Annotated in this window: 17 protein-coding genes and 4 tRNA genes; 13 read left to right on the forward strand and 8 right to left on the reverse strand. The window is 64.9% G+C overall.

Translation table 11 applies throughout. The annotated features are described in order from the left end of the window. The first annotated feature begins 64 nt into the window (after positions 1-64). The 3 genes from acnA (at position 65) to ASC63_RS12675 (ending at position 5294) form a co-directional block, all read left to right on the forward strand. Positions 65-2875 (forward strand): aconitate hydratase AcnA, encoded by a 2811-nt coding sequence (gene acnA, locus ASC63_RS12665; RefSeq protein WP_055813924.1) that lies wholly within the window; start codon positions 65-67, stop codon positions 2873-2875. A gap of 39 nt (positions 2876-2914) precedes the next feature. Continuing rightward, on the forward strand, positions 2915-4843 hold the full coding sequence (gene dxs, locus ASC63_RS12670) for a 1-deoxy-D-xylulose-5-phosphate synthase (RefSeq protein WP_055813926.1): 1929 nt from the start codon (positions 2915-2917) through the stop codon (positions 4841-4843). 121 nt (positions 4844-4964) lie between these two features. Further along, positions 4965-5294: a YciI family protein gene (locus tag ASC63_RS12675; RefSeq protein WP_055813930.1), complete on the forward strand. Its 330-nt coding sequence runs from the start codon at positions 4965-4967 to the stop codon at positions 5292-5294. Positions 5295-5338: 44 nt separating this feature from the next. On the opposite strand, the gene ASC63_RS12680 is transcribed toward ASC63_RS12675, so the two are convergent. The 4 genes from ASC63_RS12680 to ASC63_RS12695 form a co-directional block, all read right to left on the reverse strand. Continuing rightward, on the reverse strand, positions 5339-7474 hold the full coding sequence (locus tag ASC63_RS12680; RefSeq protein ID WP_055813934.1) for a 3-hydroxyacyl-CoA dehydrogenase NAD-binding domain-containing protein: 2136 nt from the start codon (positions 7472-7474) through the stop codon (positions 5339-5341). 2 nt (positions 7475-7476) lie between these two features. Then, the gene (locus ASC63_RS12685) at positions 7477-8673 is read right to left on the reverse strand and encodes a thiolase family protein (protein WP_055813937.1); all 1197 of its coding nucleotides are present in this window, start codon (positions 8671-8673) and stop codon (positions 7477-7479) included. 73 nt (positions 8674-8746) lie between these two features. Then, entirely contained in the window at positions 8747-9943 is a 1197-nt protein-coding gene (locus ASC63_RS12690; RefSeq protein WP_055813941.1) for an HRDC domain-containing protein, read from the reverse strand. Beyond that, complete coding sequence (locus tag ASC63_RS12695; protein ID WP_055813944.1) at positions 9936-10532, reverse strand: DUF3000 domain-containing protein; 597 nt, start codon at positions 10530-10532, stop codon at positions 9936-9938. Before ASC63_RS12695 ends, ASC63_RS12690 begins: the two co-directional genes overlap by 8 nt. A gap of 23 nt (positions 10533-10555) precedes the next feature. Here ASC63_RS12695 and ASC63_RS12700 point away from each other — a divergent pair, with 23 nt between their 5' ends. Then, complete coding sequence (locus tag ASC63_RS12700) at positions 10556-11728, forward strand: alpha/beta hydrolase family protein (RefSeq protein ID WP_055813946.1); 1173 nt, start codon at positions 10556-10558, stop codon at positions 11726-11728. 12 nt (positions 11729-11740) lie between these two features. On the opposite strand, the gene ASC63_RS12705 is transcribed toward ASC63_RS12700, so the two are convergent. Both ASC63_RS12705 and ASC63_RS12710 read right to left on the reverse strand, forming a co-directional pair. Further along, positions 11741-12184 carry a SufE family protein gene (locus tag ASC63_RS12705; RefSeq protein ID WP_055813949.1) on the reverse strand — a complete coding sequence of 148 codons (444 nt, stop codon included), beginning with the start codon at positions 12182-12184 and terminating at the stop codon, positions 11741-11743. A gap of 27 nt (positions 12185-12211) precedes the next feature. Then, complete coding sequence (locus ASC63_RS12710) at positions 12212-13111, reverse strand: sulfurtransferase (RefSeq protein ID WP_055815501.1); 900 nt, start codon at positions 13109-13111, stop codon at positions 12212-12214. Positions 13112-13266: 155 nt separating this feature from the next. Between ASC63_RS12710 and zapE the strand changes: the two genes are divergently transcribed. From zapE to ASC63_RS12735, 5 genes are all read left to right on the forward strand, one after another. Continuing rightward, complete coding sequence (gene zapE / locus ASC63_RS12715) at positions 13267-14325, forward strand: cell division protein ZapE (RefSeq protein ID WP_055813952.1); 1059 nt, start codon at positions 13267-13269, stop codon at positions 14323-14325. Between the two features lie 137 nt (positions 14326-14462). Further along, complete coding sequence (locus ASC63_RS12720) at positions 14463-15707, forward strand: ammonium transporter (protein ID WP_055813955.1); 1245 nt, start codon at positions 14463-14465, stop codon at positions 15705-15707. Between the two features lie 72 nt (positions 15708-15779). Further along, the gene (locus ASC63_RS12725) at positions 15780-16622 is read left to right on the forward strand and encodes an SMP-30/gluconolactonase/LRE family protein (protein WP_055813959.1); all 843 of its coding nucleotides are present in this window, start codon (positions 15780-15782) and stop codon (positions 16620-16622) included. After that, positions 16612-17685: a tellurite resistance/C4-dicarboxylate transporter family protein gene (locus ASC63_RS12730; RefSeq protein ID WP_055813962.1), complete on the forward strand. Its 1074-nt coding sequence runs from the start codon at positions 16612-16614 to the stop codon at positions 17683-17685. The genes ASC63_RS12725 and ASC63_RS12730 overlap by 11 nt, the downstream gene beginning before the upstream one ends. A 30-nt stretch (positions 17686-17715) precedes the next feature. Beyond that, a complete protein-coding gene (locus ASC63_RS12735; RefSeq protein WP_082487589.1) occupies positions 17716-18228 on the forward strand; it encodes a type II toxin-antitoxin system PemK/MazF family toxin in 513 nt (170 codons plus the stop codon). A 19-nt stretch (positions 18229-18247) separates the two neighbouring features. On the opposite strand, the gene ASC63_RS12740 is transcribed toward ASC63_RS12735, so the two are convergent. Continuing rightward, positions 18248-18323, reverse strand: a tRNA-Val gene (locus tag ASC63_RS12740). A 182-nt stretch (positions 18324-18505) separates the two neighbouring features. Between ASC63_RS12740 and ASC63_RS12745 the strand changes: the two genes are divergently transcribed. From ASC63_RS12745 to ASC63_RS12755, 3 genes are all read left to right on the forward strand, one after another. Continuing rightward, a tRNA-Gly gene (locus tag ASC63_RS12745) sits at positions 18506-18577 on the forward strand. A 57-nt stretch (positions 18578-18634) separates the two neighbouring features. Then, positions 18635-18708 (forward strand) — tRNA-Cys (locus ASC63_RS12750). 25 nt (positions 18709-18733) lie between these two features. Continuing rightward, a tRNA-Val gene (locus ASC63_RS12755) sits at positions 18734-18805 on the forward strand. Positions 18806-18861: 56 nt separating this feature from the next. Here the strand turns inward: ASC63_RS12755 and ASC63_RS12760 are convergent. Continuing rightward, a complete protein-coding gene (locus ASC63_RS12760) occupies positions 18862-21249 on the reverse strand; it encodes an ATP-binding cassette domain-containing protein (protein ID WP_055813965.1) in 2388 nt (795 codons plus the stop codon). 78 nt (positions 21250-21327) lie between these two features. Here ASC63_RS12760 and ASC63_RS12765 point away from each other — a divergent pair, with 78 nt between their 5' ends. Then, the gene (locus ASC63_RS12765) at positions 21328-21879 is read left to right on the forward strand and encodes a HEAT repeat domain-containing protein (protein ID WP_055813968.1); all 552 of its coding nucleotides are present in this window, start codon (positions 21328-21330) and stop codon (positions 21877-21879) included. The last annotated feature ends 30 nt before the right edge of the window (positions 21880-21909 follow it).

Here is a 21909-nt window from a genome sequence, read left to right on the forward strand (position 1 = left end):
CGGCCGCGAATATTGAGGAACAGGGCCGGGTCATCCGTCGCCCGTCAATGAGGAAGAGGGCGCTGTGTCTGCAGTAGACAGTTTTGGGGCGAAGGACACACTGACGGTCGGCGCTACCGACTACGAGATTTTCCGCGTTGACGCGGTAGCCGGGCACGAGAAGCTCCCGTTCAGCCTCAAGGTACTGCTCGAGAATCTGTTGCGCACCGAAGACGGCAAGAACATCACGAAGAGCCACATCGAGGCTCTCGGCAACTGGGTTCCCACCTCCGAGCCCGACACCGAGATTCAGTTCACCCCTGCCCGCGTTGTCATGCAGGACTTCACCGGCGTGCCGTGCATCGTCGACCTCGCCACCATGCGCGAGGCCATGGCCGACCTCGGGGGAGATCCCGAGAAGATCAACCCGCTGGCTCCCGCCGAGCTCGTCATCGACCACTCCGTCATCGCCGACCTCTTCGGCACCGAGAACGCGCTTGAGCGCAACGTCGAGATCGAGTACGAGCGCAACGGCGAGCGTTACCAGTTCCTGCGCTGGGGCCAGACGGCTTTTGAAGACTTCAAGGTGGTGCCGCCGGGAACCGGCATCGTGCACCAGGTCAACATCGAGTACCTTGCCCGCGTCACGTACACGCGCAGCGTCAACGGCGTGCTTCAGGCATACCCCGACACGCTCGTCGGTACCGACTCGCACACCACCATGGTCAACGGTCTGGGCGTGCTCGGCTGGGGCGTCGGTGGCATCGAGGCCGAGGCGGCCATGCTCGGCCAGCCCGTCTCCATGCTCATCCCCAAGGTCGTCGGTTTCAAGCTTGCGGGCTCCATCCCCACCGGTGTCACGGCAACGGATGTCGTACTCACCATCACGGAGCAGCTGCGCCAGCACGGTGTTGTCGGCAAGTTCGTGGAGTTCTACGGCGACGGTGTCGCCGAGGTGCCGCTTGCCAACCGCGCCACTATCGGAAACATGAGCCCGGAGTTCGGCTCCACCGCGGCGATCTTCCCCATCGACGACGTCACCCTCGACTACCTGCGCCTGACCGGTCGCAGCGACGAGCAGGTCAAACTCGTCGAGGCATATTCGAAGACTCAGGGCCTCTGGCACGATCCGTCGGTCGAGCCCGCGTTCAGCGAGTACCTTGAACTCGATCTCGCTACGGTCGTTCCGTCGATCGCCGGGCCGAAGCGCCCCCAGGACCGCATCGTGCTCAGCGGCGCGAAGAGCCAGTTCGAGAAGGATCTCAACAACTACGCCTCGGCCGACCACGATCTGGTCGACCTGGAGACGTCCGAGTCTTTCCCGGCATCCGACCCGCCCGGAAACAGCCCCGAGAGCGAGCACAGCCACCACCACCACACGCACGTGAGCCACGCGCCGCAGACGGCGTCGAAGCCCACGGATGTCTCAATGGATGGCTCGACGTTCACGCTGGATCACGGCGCCGTCACCATCGCCGCCATCACCTCGTGCACCAACACGTCCAACCCCTCGGTGATGCTCGCCGCCGGCCTCCTTGCCCGCAACGCGGCCAGGAAGGGCCTCAAGGCCAAGCCCTGGGTCAAGACCACGCTCGCGCCCGGCTCGAAGGTCGTCACCGATTACTACGCCAAGGCCGGCCTCACCGACGATCTCGAGGCGCTCGGCTTCTACACGGTCGGCTACGGCTGCACCACCTGCATCGGCAACTCGGGTCCGCTGGCCGACGAGATCTCGGCGGCAATCAACGACAACGACCTCGCTGTCACTGCCGTGCTCTCGGGCAACCGCAACTTCGAGGGTCGCATCAACCCCGACGTCAAGATGAACTATCTGGCGAGCCCGCCCCTGGTTATCGCCTACGCCCTCGCCGGCTCGATGAACTTCGACTTCGAGTCGGATGCGCTGGGAACCGACAGCGACGGCAACGACGTCTTCCTCAAGGACATCTGGCCCGATTCGGCCGAGGTGCAGCGCACCATCGATTCCTCGATCGACACGGAGATGTTCACGCACGAGTACTCCAGCGTGTTCGAGGGTGACGAGCGCTGGCGCTCGCTTCCGACTCCGGCCGGCAACGTCTTCGAATGGGACGAGAAGTCGACCTATGTGCGTAAGCCTCCGTACTTCGACGGCATGACGATCGAGACCACTCCGGTCTCCGACATCGCCGGGGCGCGCGTGCTCGCCAAGCTCGGCGACTCCGTCACCACCGATCACATCTCGCCCGCCGGTTCGATCAAGGCCGACAGCCCCGCCGGTCATTACCTGAGTGACCACGGCATCGACCGCAAGGACTTCAACTCTTACGGTTCGCGCCGCGGCAACCACGAGGTGATGATTCGCGGTACCTTCGCGAACATCCGGTTGCGCAACCAGCTGCTGGAGGACGTCGAGGGCGGATACACCCGCGACTTCACGCAGCAGGGAGGCCCGCAGTCGTTCATCTACGACGCCTCGGAGCGCTATCAGGCCCAGGGCACGCCGCTCGTGATCCTTGGCGGCAAGGAGTACGGCTCCGGCTCGTCGCGCGACTGGGCGGCGAAGGGCACGAGTCTTCTCGGCGTTCAGGCGGTCATCTGTGAGAGCTTCGAGCGCATCCACCGCTCGAACCTCATCGGCATGGGCGTCGTCCCGTTGCAGTTCCCGGATGGCGAGAGCTGGGCATCGCTCGGACTCGACGGCACCGAGAGCATCAGCATCACGGGCCTGACGAAGCTCAATGACGGCAATACGCCGAAGACCGTGCACGTTGTCGCAGAGCCCACCGTCGACTCGCCCGCGGGCAAGGCGACGGTCGAATTCGATGCGGTCGTTCGCATCGACACGCCGGGAGAGGCCGACTACTACCGCAACGGCGGCATTCTGCAGTACGTGTTGCGCTCACTTGTGGCGTAGTCCATTGCACGTGCAGACTGCGCGCATAGACTCGAAACCATGAGCATCCTCGAGTCGATCCATGGTCCCCGTGACCTGGATCGACTCACGAAGAAGCAGCTGGTCACGCTCGCAGCGGAGATCCGCGACTTCCTCGTGGCGAACGTCTCGAAGACCGGTGGACACCTCGGCCCCAACCTCGGAGTCGTCGAGATGACGATGGCCATCCACCGGGTTTTCGATTCGCCGCGCGATGCTGTTGTTTTCGACACGGGGCACCAGTCATATGTGCACAAGTTGCTGACCGGACGGCAGGATTTCAGCCATCTGCGTCAAAAAGACGGCCTGGCAGGGTATCCGCAACGTTCCGAGTCCGAGCACGACATCGTCGAAAGCTCACATGCCTCCAGCTCGCTCTCGTGGGCCGACGGCATCTCGCGGGCCTTTGCCATGACCGGGCAAGACGACCGGCACGTCGTGGCGGTCGTGGGGGATGGCGCTCTCACGGGCGGTATGACGTGGGAGGCGCTGAACAACATCAGCGACGACAACACCCGCAAGCTCATCATCGTCGTCAACGACAACGGCCGTTCCTATGCCCCGACGATCGGGGGAATGGCTCGATTCCTGAATACGGTGCGCACGAGGCGTGGCTATCGCGACCTGTACCACCGGAGTCGGCGTCTCTTCGATCATCTGGGCACACCCGGTCGCGCCTTCTACCGCGGGGTGCGTGGGGGTTTGCACGGCTTCCTCAGCCGTTTTACCAACAATGAGGCCCTGTACTCGAACCTCGACATCAAGTACATCGGCCCCATCCAGGGTCACGACATCGAGGCCATGGAAGAGGCGCTGCGCCAGGCCAAGGGCTACGGCGCGCCGGTCATCGTGCACGCCATCACCCAGAAGGGGCGCGGCTACGAACCGGCCCTGCGCGACGCGGCAGACCAGTTCCATGCCGTCGGGCAGATCGACCCCGAAACAGGTGAGCCGATCGGTGAGCCTGGCTCGGCCTCGTGGACCGATGTCTTCGCCGAGGAGATGCTGCACCTCGCCGAAAGCAATGATCGCCTCGTGGGCATCACGGCGGCGATGCTGCGCCCCACCGGCCTTCACCTCTTCGCCGAACGATTCCCCACCCGGGTGCACGACGTCGGCATCGCCGAGCAGCACGCCGTGACGAGCGCGGCCGGCCTCGCGTTCGGCGGCATGCACCCCGTCGTGACCATGTATGCCACCTTCATGAATCGCGCCTTCGACCAGGTAATGATGGATGTCGCGCTGCACCACGCCGGTGTCACGTTCGTTCTCGACAGGGCCGGTGTCACCGGTCCGGACGGCCCCAGTCACCACGGCATCTGGGACCTGGCCATTCTGCAGGCCGTGCCGCACATCCGCATCGCCGCGCCGAGGGATGCCCCGCGTCTGCGAGAAGAGCTCGCTGAGGCCGTCGCCGTGGGCGACGCCCCCACCGTGGTGCGCTACCCCAAGGGTGGCATCGGCTCAGACATCCCCATGCTGCGTCGACTCGATGACGGCGTCGATGTGCTGACAGAGGCCGAGGGCAAAGACGTGCTGATCGTCGCGGTTGGTCCCATGACCCGACTCGGGCTCGAGGTCGCAGAGCGCCTTGCGGCGCAGGGCATCGGGGCAACCGTCGTCGATCCGCGCTGGGTCATCCCCGTGCCGAAGAGCGTCGTGACGCTTGCCGGGGAGCACCGCATCGTGGTCACGATCGAGGACGGCATCCGCGTGGGTGGCATCGGAACCCGCGTTCGACAGGATCTTCGTGCGGCCGGCATCGACACCGCCGTCGATGAACTCGGCCTTCCCGACGAGTTTCTGGAGCACGCCGGGCGTGATCAGATCCTGGCGGATGCCGGGCTCACGGCGCAACAGATCGCCCGCGATCTCGTCGCGCAGGTACTCGGCAGCAGGATCCCCGTCGCGCGGCCGCTGGCGCAGCGCATGAAGAGCAGCCACGGCTGACATTTTTTCGCTCTGGCACGCGAATGTCGAATCTTCCCCTCACCGAACGACGCTCTGACGTATCGGGCGTCTCGCCCGATCATGAAAATCGACACTGAGAAGTAGAACCGAGGAGAGAACCATGCGATACATGCTGTTCATCTGCACCGACCCGACCGGAGAGGAATACACGCCGGAGGGCGACAACATTCAGGAATGGGTATCCGAACTCGACGCACGCGGCGCCGCGGTGATCGGCGACAGGCTGCGACCTGCTGCAGACGCCGTGACCGTGCGTGTGCGCGGCGGTCGCCGTCTCGTCACGGACGGTCCCTTCACCGAGTCGAAGGAGCTGATAGCCGGCTTCGACGTTATTGAGTGCGAGACGCTCGATGACGCGCTCGACATCGCCGCGCGGCATCCGATGGCGCGCTTCGGTCGAGTAGAGGTGCGGGCGTTCTGGCCCCTGTGATTGAGACGCGGTAGCGCCCCGCGCGAGAGCGGGGCGCTGCCGTCCTATTCCGTGCCGCGAATCAGCGGGTGATGGAAAGTATCGCCGAATGCGCGCTGGCTGGCACCGACTCGGTCGAGATACGGCGTCACTCCGCCCATCTGGAACGGGTAGCCGGCGCCCAGGATGAGACACAGGTCGATGTCCTCGGCCGCGTGCACAACGTCGTCCTCGAGCATGCGGTGCACCTCGTCGGCCAGGCCGTCTTCGACGCGGCGCAGGAATTCTTCGCCCGTCATCGGGGAGGTTCCGCCCGCGACGATCTGAACGGCCTTCTTATCGAAGCCTTTGATCTTGCCCTTGGAATCACGCTCGAGAACCGTGCCGTACTCGGCAAGTTTGTGCAGGTTCTCGCTGGCGAAGAAGCGCTCGGGGAAGGCGGCATGGTGAGTGTCGAGCACGTGGGCGCCGACCTTGAGGCCCACCAATTCGAGAAGTTCGAACGGTGACATCGGCAGTCCGAGTGGGGCGAGTGCTCCATCAACCACCTCGAACGGCGTTCCGGTGTCCACCGCGTGCATCGCTTCGCCGAGCACCTTGGCGAGCACGCGATTCACGACGAATCCGGGAGTATCTCTGGTGATCACGGCGTTCTTGCGCAGCGTGGCGGCGATCACCATGGCTGTCGACAGCGTTGCGTCATCCGTTGCCGGTGCGTTGACCACCTCGATCAGCGGCATGACCGCCACCGGGTTGAAGAAGTGAAAGCCGATCAGACGCTCGGGGTTCTTCAACTTCGCACCGATCTTCTCGACCGACAGCGATGAGGTGTTTGTGGCGAGCACGGCCTCGGGGGAGACGTACTGCTCGATCTCGGCGAAGACGTTCTGCTTCACCTCGAGTTCCTCGAAGACGGCCTCGATGACCCAGTCGGCATCGGAGAACTGCGCTTTGTCTGTCGTTCCCGTCACGAGTGCCTGAAGTCGGTTGGCCTCATCGGCGCTGACACGCCCCTTGTCTTTGAGCTTGCCGATCTCATCGTGGATGTATGCCACGCCCTTGTCCACGCGCGCCTGGTCGAGGTCGGTGATGACAACGGGCACCTGCAGGCGGCGCACGAACAGCAGAGCGAACTGGCTGGCCATAAGGCCTGCTCCGATCACGCCGACCTTGCTGATCTTCTTCGCCAGGGCCTTGTCAGGCGCGCCTGCCGGTCGTTTGGCGCGTTTCTGTACGAGGTTGAAGGCGTAGATGCTCGCGCGGAACTGATCGCCGGAGATCAGTGTTGAGAGCGCCTCGTCCTCTCGCTCAAAGCCTTCGGCCTTCGTGCCGCTCTTGGCGGCCTTGAGGAGCTCCAGGGCGGTGTACGGGGACTTCGGGATGGTTCCGATACGGCCCTCGAGCATCTTGCGGGCGATGCCTGTGGCGGCATCCCACTTGACCATGCGTTCCACCTTGCCGGGCTCGTTCGGTCGCTTGACCTTCGTGGCGCCCGTGATGACGCCCTCGGCCCAGCGAATCGAATCCTCGAGAAAGTTCGCGGAGTCGAACATGACATCGGCGATGCCCAGCTCGAGCGCATCGGCGCCCTTGAGCGTGCGATTGTTCTTGAGCGGGTTCTCGATGACGACCTTGAGCGCATTCTCGATGCCGATGAGGTTCGGCAGCAGGTATGCACCACCCCAGCCGGGAATAATACCGAGGAACACCTCCGGAAGCGCGATGGCGGGCACGTTCGCGTCGATGGTTCGGTAGTTCGAGTTGAGCCCGATTTCGAGCCCGCCACCGAGCGCGAGCCCGTTGATGAAGCAGAACGAGGGCACGCCCATGTCACCGAGCTTGCCGAGCACGTGGTGGCCCAGCTGCGCCATCTGCTTCGCTATCGCCTTGCTCGGAATGTCGCTGACCTTGCTCAGGTCGGCGCCCGCCGCGAGAATGTACGGCTTGCCGGTGATGGCGACGCCGGAGATCTCCCCGCGAGCCGCGCTTTCGCGTACGCCGTCAAGTACTGCCTCAAGTTCGATGAGCGTCGCCGGACCAATGGTGTTCGGCCGGGTGTGGTCGCGGCCGTTGTCGAGCGTCACGAGCGCGAGTGGCTTGCCTGCGCGCAACGGCACATCCCGCACGAACGAGTGCGTGACGACCTCATCGTCTGAGAGCGCGAGCAGGGAGCTGAAGTCGATCGTCGAGTAGTCGGTCATCGCTACGCCTTTCCGTTCCAGTTGGGGTTCTCCCAGATGACGCTGCCGCCCTGGCCAAGGCCGACGCACATGGCCGTGAGCCCGAACCGCACCTCGGAATGTTCAGCGAACTGTGCCGCCAGCTGAATCATGAGGCGAACACCGGATGCCGCGAGCGGATGACCGATGGCGATCGCCCCGCCCCAGAGGTTGACGCGGGGGTCCTCGTCGTCGATGCCGAAGTGGTCGAGGAACGAGAGCACCTGAACGGAGAACGCCTCGTTGAGCTCGAACAGGCCGATGTCGTTGATCGACAGGCCGGCCCTGCGCAGCGCCTTCTCGGTGGACGGCACCGGACCCAGTCCCATGATCTCCGGATCGACGCCGGCGAAGGCGAAGCCCACCATGCGCATCTTCGGCGTGAGACCAAGCTCCTTCGCCGCGTCACCGCTGGCGAGCAGACTGACCGTGGCCCCGTCAGTGAGTGGCGACGAGTTGCCGGCCGTCACACGCCCGTGCGGGCGGAACGGGGTCTTGAGGGTGGCGAGCCCTTCCATCGTGGTCTCGGGGCGCATTCCCTGATCCTCGGTCGCCAGGCCCCAGCCAGCCTCACTGCGCAGCGCGACAGGAATGAGATCGGGCTGGATCTTGCCGGCCGCGTATGCGGCGGCGACCTTCTGCTGGCTGAGCATGCCAAAGCGATCGGCGCGCTCCTTGGTGAGATGAGGAAAGCGATCGTGGATGCGCTCGGCGGTGTTGCCCATGTTCAGCGCGTCGGCGCTGACCATTCTCTCCGAAAGGAAGCGGGGGTTCGGGTCCGCGCCGAAGCCCATCGGGTGATGCCCCATGTGCTCTACGCCTCCGGCAATGCCCAGATCGTATGCACCGAAGCCGATGCCCGATCCGATGGTCGTCACACTCGTCATGCCGCCCGCGCACATGCGGTCGATGGCGAAACCGGGAACCGACTTCGGCAGGCCGGCGAGCAGCGCCGCCGTGCGACCGAGGGTCAGGCCCTGATCGCCCTGCTGTGTCGTGGCGGCAACGGCCACCTCGTCGACGCGATCCTTCGGCACATTCGGGTTGCGCTCGAGCAGCCCGATGATGGCCTTGACCGCCAGATCGTCCGCGCGGGTGTTCCAGTACATACCCTTTTCGCCAGCCCGTCCGAACGGGGTACGAACCCCGTCGACGAAGACGACTTCAGCTCTCTCGGCCACGATGCCTCCCTATTGTGAATCGCTTCCGATCCTAGGGTTGGTGGCTGAGAGCGACCGTATCGTTTGCCTGAATCTACGAATCGGATTCGGAGGCGGCCTGCGCCTTTTGGCTGGCTTCCACAAAAGCTGCGCCGAGCGCCTCTGCACAGCTGTCGATCTGCCAGGGGCGGGCATCCGCTGCGACAAGGGCGGCGGCAATCGAGGCGGTGTCGAATTCGGCGGGCGGCGCCCAGCACAGTCGTCGCAGCGTCTCGGGAAGCAGGAGGTTTTCGACCGGGATGGCGCGTTCCTCGGAGATCTTCGATAACACGAGTCGTGCCTGCTTGAGGCGCGCGTCCGCTTCGGGGTTGCGATCAGACCAGGAGCGGGGAGGCGGGATGCTCTCGCCGTGTGCGCGCAACACGGGAAGATCACTCGTACTCATGCCGTTCTCGATCGCGGCCCACCAGCGATCGATATCCGTGCGACTCGCGCGACCGTTGAACGCCTTCAACTCCGCGAGTTGCTTCTTGGTCGTCGGCATGGCGAGCGCCGCGGCGGTCAGCGAGGCATCCGGTACGAGTCGACCGGGGGAGAGATCACGCTCACGCGCCAGCTCGTCGCGGGAACGCCAGAGTTCGCGTGCCACCGCCAGCGAACGCAAGCCCTTGATGGCGTGCACCCCCGAGAGGCGACGCCATGGCTCGGCCCGCGGTGGTTTGACCGCGCGACTCAGTTCCGCCTGGAACTCCTGGTTCGCTATCTCGGTCTTGTCCGAATCGTCCAGCAACCCCACCATGACGTCGCGAAGATCGACCAGCAACTCCACATCGAGTGCCGCATATGTCAGCCACGACTGCGGCAATGGGCGCGTCGACCAGTCGGCCGCCGAGTGTTCCTTGGCGAGGTGGATGCCGAGCAGCTGCTCAACGACGGTGCCGAGGCCGACGCGCGGCAGGCCGAGCAGTCGCGCGGCGAGTTCGGTGTCGAAGATGGTGTGCGGATCGAGACCGACCTCGCGCAGGCAGGCCAGGTCCTGGCTTGCAGCGTGCAGAATCCATTCGTCGTCGGCGAGTGCGGCATTGAGCTCATCGAAACGACCGATGGCGGGAGGATCGAACAGAAACGTGCCGGCCTCGCGCCGATAGATCTGGATCAGGTACGCCCGTTGCGAGTAGCGAAAACCGGATGCCCGCTCCGCGTCCACCGCGAGAGGCCCGGTACCCGCGGCCAGGGTTTCGATCGCCGCGAAATAGCCTTCGCGGGTATCGATGGTCTCGCGCTCAGCCACGCTTGGTTCTCCGCGTGGAGAGCAGGCTCACGCCTTCGCCTGTCGGAGGCAGGCCGGCGAGCATGCAGAGCAGCTCGCCCCACCCCGCGACGTGGCTGCCGACATCCGTCTCGAGGGGGGTCCAGGAGGCGCGCAACTCGATCTGGGCACCGTCTCCCTGGCTGGCGAGTTCGCCGAAGCCCGTTGAGATGATCTTGGTGGCGGTTCCCGATGCCGCCGTGTATTTCGCGTCTCGTGCGTTCAGTGCGTCGACGAGCCACGACCACGCAACATCCGCCAGAAACGGGTCGAGGCCGATCTCGGTCTCGAGAGGCGCCTGCGCGAAGCACACGACGCGGAAGCGACCGCCCCAGGCCTCGGGCTCGTCGGGATCGTAGAGCAGGATGAAGCGGCCGGTGCCGAGCTCGGAGTCGCTGCCGTGGCGCGACGGGCGAACATCCGCAGACAGCGCAACCGAGTACGGGGCGAGCTGGCCGGGCGCGGGAATCTCGTTGACGACGAGCTCCGCACGGGTCTCGATGCGCTTGATCGCCTCCAACGCCGCGGTGAACTCCGCGGGAATGCGGGGCGCTGAAGGTGTATTGGACACGTTAGGAAGACTAGAGTTTCCTGATGGTCGAACCACGGAGGCACGCCGCTGGATGGGGTGTTCTCGGTGTTGCACTCGGCGGTCTCCTCGCCGCGATCGGCGCGTCGCTGTACATCACGGGCAGAATCGCGCGCACCGTCGTCACGCCCCCGCGCAGCCACAACTACGACATCAAGGTGCTCGGCCGCGACGAGCCCAAGGGCACCATCACCCTGTCCATCACCGGTGACACGACGTTGCCGGGGCGGTACGGCCTGTTCTTCGAGCAGGACCGTGGCTATCTGCGCGTCGGCGATGTGGTGCGCACGGGCGACACGAGCGTGACGCGCGCGGTCGAGTCCGTCGCCTTCGCCGACTCGCGCGTATCCGCCCGCGCCCGCTGGTCGGGGGCGTACTACCTTGCGCCCGAGGAACTCGGCTTTGCGGTGCAGAGCGTGCAGGTTCCCGGCACCCTCGGTGCCGCACCGGCGTGGCTGTTCCCTGCCGAGGCGCAGAAGCCCGCGCCCTGGGTCATCGTGGTGCACGGTCGAGGCGCCAGCAGGCAGGAGGGGCTGCGCGCGGTTCCTGTCTTTCGAGCGAACGGATACGCGTCGCTGCTCATTTCATACCGCAACGACGGCGACGCACCCGACAGCCCCGATGCCCGCTATGGCCTCGGCGGCACCGAGTGGCGCGACGTTGAGGCCGCCATTGAATTCGCGCTCCATCATGAAGCGCGCTCCATCGTTCTCATGGGATTCTCCATGGGCGGCGCCATTGTGCTGCAGACCGTCACGCGCTCCGTACACCGGAGCATCATCCGCGCAGTCGTGCTCGATTCGCCGGTGATCGACTGGGTCAACACCCTCGAGTTCCAGGCCGAGCTTCTGCACGTGCCGCCCGTCATGGCCGAGGGTGCGATGCGCATCCTCGGTTCGTCGTGGGGCAACGCGCTCACCGGCCAGAGCGAGGCGATTGACCTCGCCAGCATGGATTTCGTTAATCGGGCGGCGGATCTGTCACTGCCTATTCTGATCATGCACAGCGACGACGACGGCTACGTGCCATCGACGGGGTCACGCGAGCTGGCCGTGGAGCGGCCGGATATCGTGACCTTGGTCTCGTTCACGCACGCCAGGCACACGCGGCTCTGGAACTACGATCCCGAACGATGGAACGGCGCCATCACCGATTGGCTGGGCGAGCTGCCCGCCTGAATCTCTTCTGCGCTACAGAACTGCGGCCTTCTGCGCCACCTGGCGCTTGGTGCGCCCCAGCATGCCGCCCATTCCACGAATGCGCAGCGGCGAGACCGCCTGGGTCAGACCGAGCATCTGCGAGTAGTCGTCGGGAACGGCGAGCACCTCCTCGACGCTGAGACCGCTCAGCCCCTGCACCAGAATCGACGCGAAGCCGCGCGTGGTCGGCGACTCACGCGGCGCGGTGGCGAAGAGATGCACGATGCGCTGCTCGTCGACCTCCACGAAGATGAAGACGGGCGACTGGCATTCCTCAACACGCTCGAACAGATCGGGATGATCCGCATACCGCTCGGGAAGTTCAGGAAGCTCGTTGGCGAACTCGAGAAGCAACAGCAAACGGTCGGCTTGCTCGAGTTCGAGAAAGCCGTCCCGAATCTCAGCGAGAGCAGGGGCGAGCGAGGTGTCAGACATCAACTCCAGTATCCCACCGCGGCAGCATCAGCGTGCGCGGAGCTCGCCACGTTCGGCACCGATCGCAATGGGCACACGCACGGCGCTGCCCCACTCGGTCCAGGAGCCGTCGTAGTTGCGAACGGTTTCGAATCCGAGCAGGTGCTTGAGCACGAACCACGTGTGGCTCGATCGCTCACCGATGCGACAATAGGCGATCACATCGTCGCCCTCGGCAAGGCCTGCCTCGTCCTTATAGATGGCCTCGAGTTCGGCGCGACGCTTGAAGGTGGCATCCGGTGCCGCGGCACGCGCCCAGGGCACGGATGCCGCCGTCGGAATGTGCCCGCTGCGCAGCGATCCCTCGGTCGGGTACCCGGGAATCTCGGTGCGCTCACCGCTGTACTCCTCGGGGCTGCGCACGTCGATGAGTGGCTTGCCCAGATGTGCAAGCACATCCTCTTTGAACGCCCGGATGTCGCCATCGTTGCGCTCCACTACCGGGTATTCGACCGGGGCCGGCGTGGGCACATCCGTTGTCAGTTCGCGGCCGTCGGCGATCCACTTATCGCGACCGCCGTCGAGCAACCGCACATCCTCGTGGCCAAAGAGAGTGAACACCCAGAGCGCGTAGGACGCCCACCAGTTGTTCTTGTCTCCGTAAAGCACGACAGTCGTGTCGCGAGCGATGCCCTTGGACGAGAGCAGCTTGGCGAAGTCCTCGCCCTGCACATAGTCACGCTCGACGGGATCGTTGAGGTCGGTGTGCCAGTCGATCTTGACGGCGCCGGGAATGTGGCCTGTCTCATAGAGCAGCACATCTTCGTCGGATTCGACGACGACGAGGCCGGGCGTGCCCAGGTGATCCTGCAGCCATTCCGCGCTGACCAGGCGTTCGGGGTGAGCGTAGTCAGCGAACTCGGGGGACGGATCACGATCGACAGCCATCATTACCTCCAGGTACGCGCCTCATGGCGCGTGCGAAATTGTTTCGGGGTCGGATTAGGCTAATAAGCGCCTGGATCCATTATCGAACTTACGCACCGCACGCGTACGCGTACACGGATCCGTAAGACTTCGACACAAAGGTGCCCTCCGCGCATATGAGTTCAGACCAGCCGGAAACAACGCTGCACCTCGTCGACCGTGCACCAACCATCACCGGCGCGGAGATCGCCGCGGAGCTGGTTCCGCCACCACAGTTCGCGCACGCCAGTTTTGCCGGTTACCGGCCTGACCATGACTACCCGTCGCAGGCCGCAGCCGTCGAGGCGCTCACGCAGTTCGCGAGTGTGTGGCAGCCGTCGAGGCCCACCGGGCTCTTCGGCTGGGGGCGCCGCAAGGCCGAACCGTTGCCCGGGGTCTATCTCGACGGCGGCTTCGGCGTCGGCAAGACGCACCTGCTGGCCGCACTTTGGCATGCCGCTCCGGGGCCCAAGTTCTACGGAACCTTCATCGAGTACACGGCCCTGGTCGGTGCTCTCGGGTACGCGGGGGCGGTCAAACTGCTCACCGGTGCCACCCTCATCTGCATCGACGAATTCGAACTCGACGACCCTGGCGACACCATGATGATGACCCGGATGTTGGGCCAACTGGTCAACACCGGCACCCGTATCGCCGCGACATCCAACACCCCACCGAACTCGCTGGGGGAGGGCCGCTTCGCCGCAGCCGACTTCCTGCGCGAGATTCAGGCGCTCTCGGGCCATTTCGAGACGATTCGCATCGACGGGCTCGATTACCGCCGTCGCGACACGGAGGGAAACGCGCTCGCGCTCGACGATGCCGCGCTCGAGGCGACGGCGACCGCGCTCCTGAGGCGTGGCACCGCCGTCACGGTGGACACCTTCGACGGCGTCATCGCCCACCTGGCCACCGTGCACCCCTCGCGGTACATCAAGCTCATCTCCGGTGTGCAGGTCATCGGCCTCACGGGAGTGCACGAATTGCACGACCAGACCGAGGCGTTGCGGCTCGTTGCATTCATCGACCGGGTCTATGACGCGGAGATCCCGATTCTCGCCTCCGGCACGGCGCTGAGCGAGATCTTCGACGCGGAGATGCTTCAGGGTGGCTACCGCAAGAAGTACCTGCGCGCCGTCTCACGCATGATCGCGCTGACAACGGGAGAACTGCCGCCGCATGATGACGCCGAGTAGGCGCATCCGCTAACGTTCGAAACGCGATGTTAACACCGGCAGTGTGGCCGTAACGGGCGCGAAACACGACGGCCCATCGATCGAAATCTGCGAACGCCACACTGGCGGCACGTTATATCTCGACCCGAGGAGTCCACATGTTGTTACATGCCGCAGCCGCCTATGACGCCAAGGGCAGCATCGATGCCCTGTGGTTGCTTGTCGCGGCAGCCCTCGTGCTGCTGATGACCCCGGGCGTCGCCTTCTTCTACGGCGGCATGGTGAAGGCCAAGAGCGTCATCAGCATGATGATGATGAGTTTCGGGGCCATGGCCCTCGTCGGTGTGCTCTGGGTGCTGTACGGCTACGGAATGGTGTTCGGTACGCCTCTGATTCCGCACTGGCTCGGCGACCCCTTCTCCGCCATGGGCCTGCAGAATCTGGTCGGCGGCAAGGGTGGTCCCGATCTCGGCGGTTTGGCGTTCGCCGGATTCCAGGCCACGTTCGCCATCATCACCGTCGCTCTGATCTCGGGCGCGATAGCCGACCGCGCGAAGTTCGGTTCATGGATGATCTTCGCCGGCGTCTGGGTGACCCTCGTCTACTTCCCGGTGGCGTACTGGGTATTCAACCTGCAGGACGGATGGGCACCCGCCCTCGGCGTGAACGACTTCGCAGGCGGCACCGCCGTTCACATCAATGCCGGTGCGGCGGGACTCGCCCTCGCACTCGTACTCGGCAAGCGCGTCGGCTTTCAGAAGGGTTTCGGCAAACCGCACAACGTTCCGCTCACACTTCTCGGCGCCGCTCTGCTGTGGTTCGGCTGGTTCGGTTTCAACGCCGGCTCTGAAGCCGCCGTCGACGGCATCGCGGCGCTCGCCTGGATCAACACGCTCGCCGCTCCCGCTGCGGCCACCCTCGGCTGGCTCATCGTGGAAAAGATCAAGGATGGCAAGCCGACCGCGATCGGGGCGGCCTCCGGTGCTGTCGCCGGCTTGGTTGCCATCACGCCGGCGTGCAACATCCTGACTCCGGGCTGGGCCCTTCTGCTCGGCGTGCTCGCCGGGGCGGTCTGTGCGCTGGCGATCGACCTGAAATTCAAGCTCGGGTTCGACGACTCGCTCGACGTGGTGGGCATCCACCTCGTCGGCGGTCTGCTCGGAACGCTCTACATCGGCATCTTCGGTACCGGCATCGGCCTCATCGACACCGGCTCGTTCAAGCAGCTCGGCGTTCAGGCCCTCGCCGCCTTCGGCGTCATGATCTACTCCTTCGTCGCGGCCTGGATCATCGGTACGGTCATTCAGAAGACGATCGGCTTCCGCATCACCAACGAAGATGAGGTCGCCGGAGTCGACACCTTCGTGCACGGCGAAGAGGGCTACGCGCTCGAAACGGTTTAGCGCGGTGTCCCGCCGACGGTCGCTCTCGAGCCTCCGTCGGCGGGATTGCTGCGTGGCGGCCACAATGGAGGCATGAGCGCCTACGAGCAGATCACCGATCCGGTTGCCTATCACGCCGAGGGGCCGGTGTGGTCCGAGCAGTGGGGCGGCCTGCGCTGGGTCGACATGCTCGCCGGGGATATTCTCACGCTGCGCGGCGACGGCACGATCGATCGCATGCACGTCGGAACCGTTGCGGCCTTTGTGCGTCCCCGACGCTCCGGCGGATACGTGGTGGGTCTCGAACACGGCATCGGGCTCTCCGACGATGTGAACGCACCACCGGTCGCGCTGCCGCCGATGTGGTCCGATCCAGGCATCCGCATGAATGAGGGCGGATGTGACGCGGCCGGCAATCTCTACGCCGGCTCGATGCCGTACGACGTGACGCCAGGTGCTGCCTCGCTGTATCGGATCGCGCCCGACGGCCTCGTCGAGACGGTGCTGGGCTCTGTCACCATCTCCAACGGCATCGACTTCTCGCCCGACGGGAGCCTGGCCTATTACAACGACTCGCAGACTCGCCGAACGGATGTCTTCGACGTCATCGACGGACGGCTCACGAACCGGCGCCCCTTCCACGACGGCAACGGCGGCACGCCTGACGGCCTCTGTGTCGACTCTGAGGGGAATGTGTGGGTCGCGCTCAACAGCATGGGCGCGGTGCGACTGTATTCACCGTCGGCCCAGGTCATGGCCGAGATCGAGCTGCCCGTGCGCCTTGTCACGGCGTGCACGCTCGGCGGTGCAGACGGGCGCGACCTGTACGTGACGACGTCACGGGAGAATCTGGAGAATCCGGAGCCCGAGGCGGGCGCCGTCTTTCGGCTGAGGGCAGATGTGGCGGGCAAAGCGGTGCTGGCTTATGCGGGATAGCACCACGCGCGAACTGCGTTCCACCGTCACGCACGTCGTGCGGCAGCTTCCCCCCGGCGCATTCGCGTTCACGATGGCGACGGGAATCGTCTCCACTGCCTTCGGCATGATCGGCTGGACCGCACTCTCCATCGCACTCCTGGTGATCGCCATCGGCGGGGGAGTCGCACTCGTCGTGGCACAGGCGTGGCGGCTCGTCGCCTATCCGCGTAACGTCGCCGCCGATGCGCGCAACCCGGCCGTGGCATTCGGATTCCTCACCGTCGTCGCGGCGATCAACGTTGTCGGTGTGCGGCTCTACTCTGCCCAAGTGCCGACGGCGACCATCGTGCTGGCCATCATCAGCGTGCCTCTCTGGGTGCTGCTCGTCTACGGGATCCCCGCAACTCTCATGCTTCGGCGGCACGAGACCCCCGCCATCACCAGCGCGGACGGCAGCTGGTTTCTGTGGGTAGTGGCCACGCAGTCGCTGGCGACGGCCGCCGCGATCATCGCTTCGGGGAACGGCTCCGAGGCCCTGGCCGCGATATCCGTTGCACTGTGGGGAATCGGCGTGATGCTCTACCTGATGCTCGCCACGCTCGTGACCCTGAAGCTGCTGTCTGCCGTCAACAATCCGCGCACCATCAGCCCGTCGTACTGGATCTACACGGGTGCAACGGCCATCACGGTGCTTGCCGGCTCACGCATCCTCGTTTTACCGATCACCCTGCCGATAGTGCACGTGACGACCACAGTTGTGGCCGGCCTCACGTTCGTGTTGTGGGCATTCGGCCTCTGGTGGATACCGCTGCTGCTGATCTTCGGCGTGTGGCGCCACGCGCGCGGGAGAACACCCCTGCGCTACGAGTCGGGGCTGTGGAGCATCGTGTTCCCCCTGGGCATGTTCTCGGTGGCCAGTATGCACTTCGGTCGCGCCGAGCATCTGTCGATCGTGACGGGAATCGGTGAGATCGGCGCGATAGTGGCGTCTCTGGTCTGGCTGGCGACGTTCGCTGCGATGGTCGTGGCCGTGCCGCGCGGGCTGCGGCTCGTGCGTGCACAACAGGCGGCAAGCCGGTGAGCGCAGCTCTGGTCCGCTACGCTGCGATTCATGGCACCGAGACCCACGTTCCTGCAGGCCATTGCGCGACTCTTCGCGCCGACAAAGCGCGCACCCAGCCGCAAACCGCCCCTCGGTGAGTCGCCGGGACGCAGTGGTACGTCGGCGACAACAGAGGTTGATCCGCGTCGGCTCGGACGCGTTGGCATGTCATATTCGCCCGTGACGAACGGAGATGCAGACCCCGGCGAGGTCGTATGGACGTGGGTGCCGTACGAGGAGAACGATGGACGAGGCAAGGATCGGCCCGTGCTCGTGGTGGCCACCGAGCCGACGGGCACCGTTCTTGCCGTGGAGCTGACCAGCAAGGAGCATGCGGGACGCAGAGAGTATCTCGCACTCGGTTCCGGTGCCTGGGACAGTAGGGGCAGACCCAGTTGGGTGAAGATCGACCGAGTCTTCCGGGTGCACCAACAGGGAATGCGCAGGGAGGCTACCGCCCTGGATCGCAGGCGTTTCGAACCGGTGCGCTCGGCGCTGATGGCACGGTATGGCTGGCGATAGCCGCAGACGAATGTTGTTGTGGTGGGCGATACCGGACTCGAACCGATGACCTCTTCCGTGTGAAGGAAGCGCGCTACCAACTGCGCCAATCGCCCATCTGATGCGGCCCAAACGATGTCGACCGCGAGACTCGATACTAGTCGAGGATCGCGGTCGTGCGCACATCGACGCGGCCGGTCAGGCATCCGCAGAGTGATTGTTGAAACACGGCCGTGTCAGTTTGAATATCGATCAAGCTTTCGACTAGAGTCTCAAAGCACGCAGAAATGCGTGTAACGCGGATGTGGCGCAGTGGTAGCGCATCACCTTGCCAAGGTGAGGGTCGCGAGTTCGAATCTCGTCATCCGCTCGAATGGAATCGCACCTTCGGGTGCGGTTCTCTTCATTTGGTGGTGAACCCATGCACGGTGGATTGGCCGAGAGGCGAGGCAGCGGCCTGCAAAGCCGTATACACGGGTTCGAATCCCGTATCCACCTCCAGCCTGTCAGCATCACCGGCAGGATTGGGCGATTGGCGCAGCGGTAGCGCGCTTCCCTGACACGGAAGAGGTCACTGGTTCGATCCCAGTATCGCCCACAGATGGCGCAAAAGAGTCCCTCGCCGGGAATTTTTTTGTGTTTTGAATGCTGGTTTTAGGCTCCCACGTAAGCCGCGAGGTGTTCGCCGGTGAGGGTGGAACGGGCTGCGATCAAATCGGCGGGGGAGCCCTCGAAGACGATCCGGCCACCGTCGTGGCCGGCGCCCGGGCCGAGATCGATGATCCAGTCGGCGTGCGCCATGACCGCTTGGTGGTGCTCGATGACTATCACTGACTTGCCGGAGTCGACGAGCCTGTCGAGCAGCGCCAGCAGTTGCTCGACGTCCGCGAGGTGCAGGCCGGTGGTCGGCTCATCCAGAACGTAGACGTTGCCCTTCTCGGCCATACGTGCGGCGAGCTTGAGCCGCTGGCGCTCACCGCCGGAGAGCGTCGTGAGCGGCTGTCCGAGCGAGATGTAACCGAGCCCGACGTCAGCGAGTCGCTGCAGGATCGCGTGCGCGGCCGGAAGACGCGCCTCGCCGGCGCCGAAGAACTCCTCCGCCTCGGTCACCGACATCGCGAGCACCTCGCTGATGTCGCGGCCCCCGAGGTGATACTCAAGCACCGCGGCCTGGAACCGCTTGCCCTCACACACCTCACACACCGTCGAGACGCCCGCCATCACGGCCAGATCGGTGTAGATGACGCCTGCACCGTTGCAGTTAGGGCAGGCGCCCTCGGAGTTGGCGCTGAATAGGGCGGGCTTCACGCCGTTCGCCTTTGCGAACGCCTTGCGAATCGGCTCGAGCAAGCCGGTGTAGGTCGCGGGGTTGCTTCGTCGTGAGCCGCGGATCGCTCCCTGGTCGATTGAAACGACGCCTTCCCGCGGAGAAACTGAGCTCCGAATCAGCGAACTCTTGCCAGAGCCGGCCACACCGGTGATCACGGTCAGCACGCCGAGTGGGATGTCGACATCCACCCCGCGCAGATTGTTCTCCGTGGCTCCACGCACCTCAAGGGCGCCGGCGGATGCCCGCAATTCCCTCTTGAGAGTCGCTCGATCGTCGAGATGGCGACCCGTGAGAGTGTCGCTGGCCCGCAGATCCTCGACGCTGCCCTCGAAACAGACGGTGCCACCGGCCGTGCCCGCGCCGGGGCCGAGGTCGACGACGTGGTCGGCGATGACGATCGTCTCCGGCTTGTGCTCCACGACGAGCACCGTGTTGCCCTTATCTCGCAGCCGCCGCAACAACTCATTCATGCGCTGGATGTCATGGGGGTGCAGGCCGATGGTCGGCTCATCGAACACATAGGTGACGTCGGTCAGCGCGGAACCGAGGTGGCGAATCAGCTTGGTGCGCTGCGCCTCACCTCCCGACAACGTGCCCGACGAGCGATCGAGCGAGAGGTATCCCAGCCCGATCTCCACAAATGAGTCGAGAATGTGCCGCAGGGTTGCCAGCAACGGCGCCACCGACGGTTCGTCGAGGCCGCGCACCCACGCGGCGAGGTCGCTGATCTGCATCGCGCACGCATCCGCAATGTTGATCGTGCCGATCTTCGACGAGCGAGCGCCCTCATTGAGCCGAGTACCGCCGCATTCGGGGCAACTCGTGAAGATGACAGCGCGGTCCACGAACGCACGCACGTGGGGCTGCATCGCCTCCCTGTCCTTCGACAGGAACGACTTCTGGATCCTGGGGATCAGCCCCTCATAGGTGAGGTTGACGCCCTCGACCTTGATCTTGGTCGGCTCCTTGTAGAGCAGGTCCTGAAGCTCCTTCTTCGTGAAGGCGGCGATCGGCTTGTCCATGTCGAAGCCGAAGCCTGCGAAGATGCGGCCGTACCAGCCATCCATGCTGTAACCGGGGATCGTGAGCGCGCCATCACTGAGTGACTTACTGTCGTCGTAAAGCTGGGACAGGTCGAAGTCGGAAACCTTGCCCATGCCCTCGCAGCGCGGGCACATGCCGCCGGTGATGGCGAAATCACGCCGCTCCTTCACCTTCTCTCCGCCGCGCTCGAAGGTGACGGCACCGGCCCCGCTGATGGATGCCACGTTGAACGAAAACGCCTGAGGCGACCCGATGTGCGGCTGCCCGAGTCGGCTGAACAGGATGCGCAGCATCGCGTATGCGTCGGTGACGGTACCGACCGTTGAACGGGGGTTGGCACCCAGTCGTTCCTGATCGACGATGATCGCCGTCGTCAGCCCCTCCAACAGATGCACCTCGGGGCGCGCGAGCGTCGGCATGAAGCCCTGCACGAAAGCGCTGTATGTCTCGTTGATCATCCGCTGCGACTCCGCGGCGATGGTGCCGAACACCAGCGAGCTCTTGCCGGAGCCGGAAACGCCCGTGAACACCGTCAGGCGGCGCTTCGGGATCTCGACACTGACATCCTTGAGGTTGTTCACGCGCGCACCCTGCACGCGAATCAGATCGTGGCTGTCTGGGCCGTGCGCCGCGGGCGAGTGTGTGTCCGTTTTTTTGGGCGTGCTCATGCCTTTGATTCTCCTTGCTGGCCGCCATGGTGGCAAAGCGTGCGCCGCTCAGGCCCGGGCGGTAGCGTAGGTGCCGTCATGCATACCGAATCCTCGAGTCCATCATCCGTTCCCGTCGACCTGCCCGTCGCGCAGCGGCTCGCCGCGGCCGTCAAACACTACGGCGAGACGGATGTCGTCGACCGCGCCGTCGCGCTGCTCGGCGGCGCCAACGTCGGGGAGGAATTCCTGCTCTACGTCGGCGGCGAACACGCTCAGGGACTGCTCGACGGTGCCCCGGCACTGTATTGGCCCGAGCTCTGGGGCGCCCGGGCGCTGCTTCATGTCTGGCGGCCGAATGCGCAGTCAGCGGTGCAGCACGGGCTCGGCAACCAGGCCTGGCGGGTGCGGGAGATGTGTGCGCGCGTGACGCTCGAGCGCGCGCTCGAGCTGGCCGATGACATCCGGAATCTGCTCATCGACGAGGTGCCGCGTGTGCGCATTGCTGCACTGCGCGCGCTTGCCGAAATCGGTGCGGCCACGGATACCGAAGCGATGGTTGCACGGCTGCAAGATCCCGATCGGGAGGTGCGACGCGCGGCCCAGCAGTCACGCGATGCGCTGGCCGAGCGCCTCGCTGCCGCGCACTAAAGTTGAAGGGTCCGATTCGAACAAGGAGTA

It is taken from the genome of Leifsonia sp. Root112D2 (genome assembly GCF_001424905.1).
Taxonomy (GTDB): Bacteria; Actinomycetota; Actinomycetes; order Actinomycetales; family Microbacteriaceae; genus Root112D2.

Coding starts and splice junctions, on each gene's coding strand:
- ASC63_RS12680 (WP_055813934.1), bottom strand. CDS start 7,474: ATGACCGACTACTCGACGATCGACTTCAGCTCCCTGCTCGCGCTCTCA.
- ASC63_RS12730 (WP_055813962.1), top strand. CDS start 16,612: ATGCGGGATAGCACCACGCGCGAACTGCGTTCCACCGTCACGCACGTC.
- ASC63_RS12705 (WP_055813949.1), bottom strand. CDS start 12,184: ATGTCTGACACCTCGCTCGCCCCTGCTCTCGCTGAGATTCGGGACGGC.
- ASC63_RS12700 (WP_055813946.1), top strand. CDS start 10,556: ATGGTCGAACCACGGAGGCACGCCGCTGGATGGGGTGTTCTCGGTGTT.
- ASC63_RS12765 (WP_055813968.1), top strand. CDS start 21,328: ATGCATACCGAATCCTCGAGTCCATCATCCGTTCCCGTCGACCTGCCC.
- zapE (WP_055813952.1), top strand. CDS start 13,267: ATGAGTTCAGACCAGCCGGAAACAACGCTGCACCTCGTCGACCGTGCA.
- ASC63_RS12710 (WP_055815501.1), bottom strand. CDS start 13,111: ATGGCTGTCGATCGTGATCCGTCCCCCGAGTTCGCTGACTACGCTCAC.
- ASC63_RS12735 (WP_082487589.1), top strand. CDS start 17,716: ATGGCACCGAGACCCACGTTCCTGCAGGCCATTGCGCGACTCTTCGCG.
- ASC63_RS12760 (WP_055813965.1), bottom strand. CDS start 21,249: ATGAGCACGCCCAAAAAAACGGACACACACTCGCCCGCGGCGCACGGC.
- ASC63_RS12675 (WP_055813930.1), top strand. CDS start 4,965: ATGCGATACATGCTGTTCATCTGCACCGACCCGACCGGAGAGGAATAC.
- ASC63_RS12720 (WP_055813955.1), top strand. CDS start 14,463: ATGTTGTTACATGCCGCAGCCGCCTATGACGCCAAGGGCAGCATCGAT.
- dxs (WP_055813926.1), top strand. CDS start 2,915: ATGAGCATCCTCGAGTCGATCCATGGTCCCCGTGACCTGGATCGACTC.
- ASC63_RS12725 (WP_055813959.1), top strand. CDS start 15,780: ATGAGCGCCTACGAGCAGATCACCGATCCGGTTGCCTATCACGCCGAG.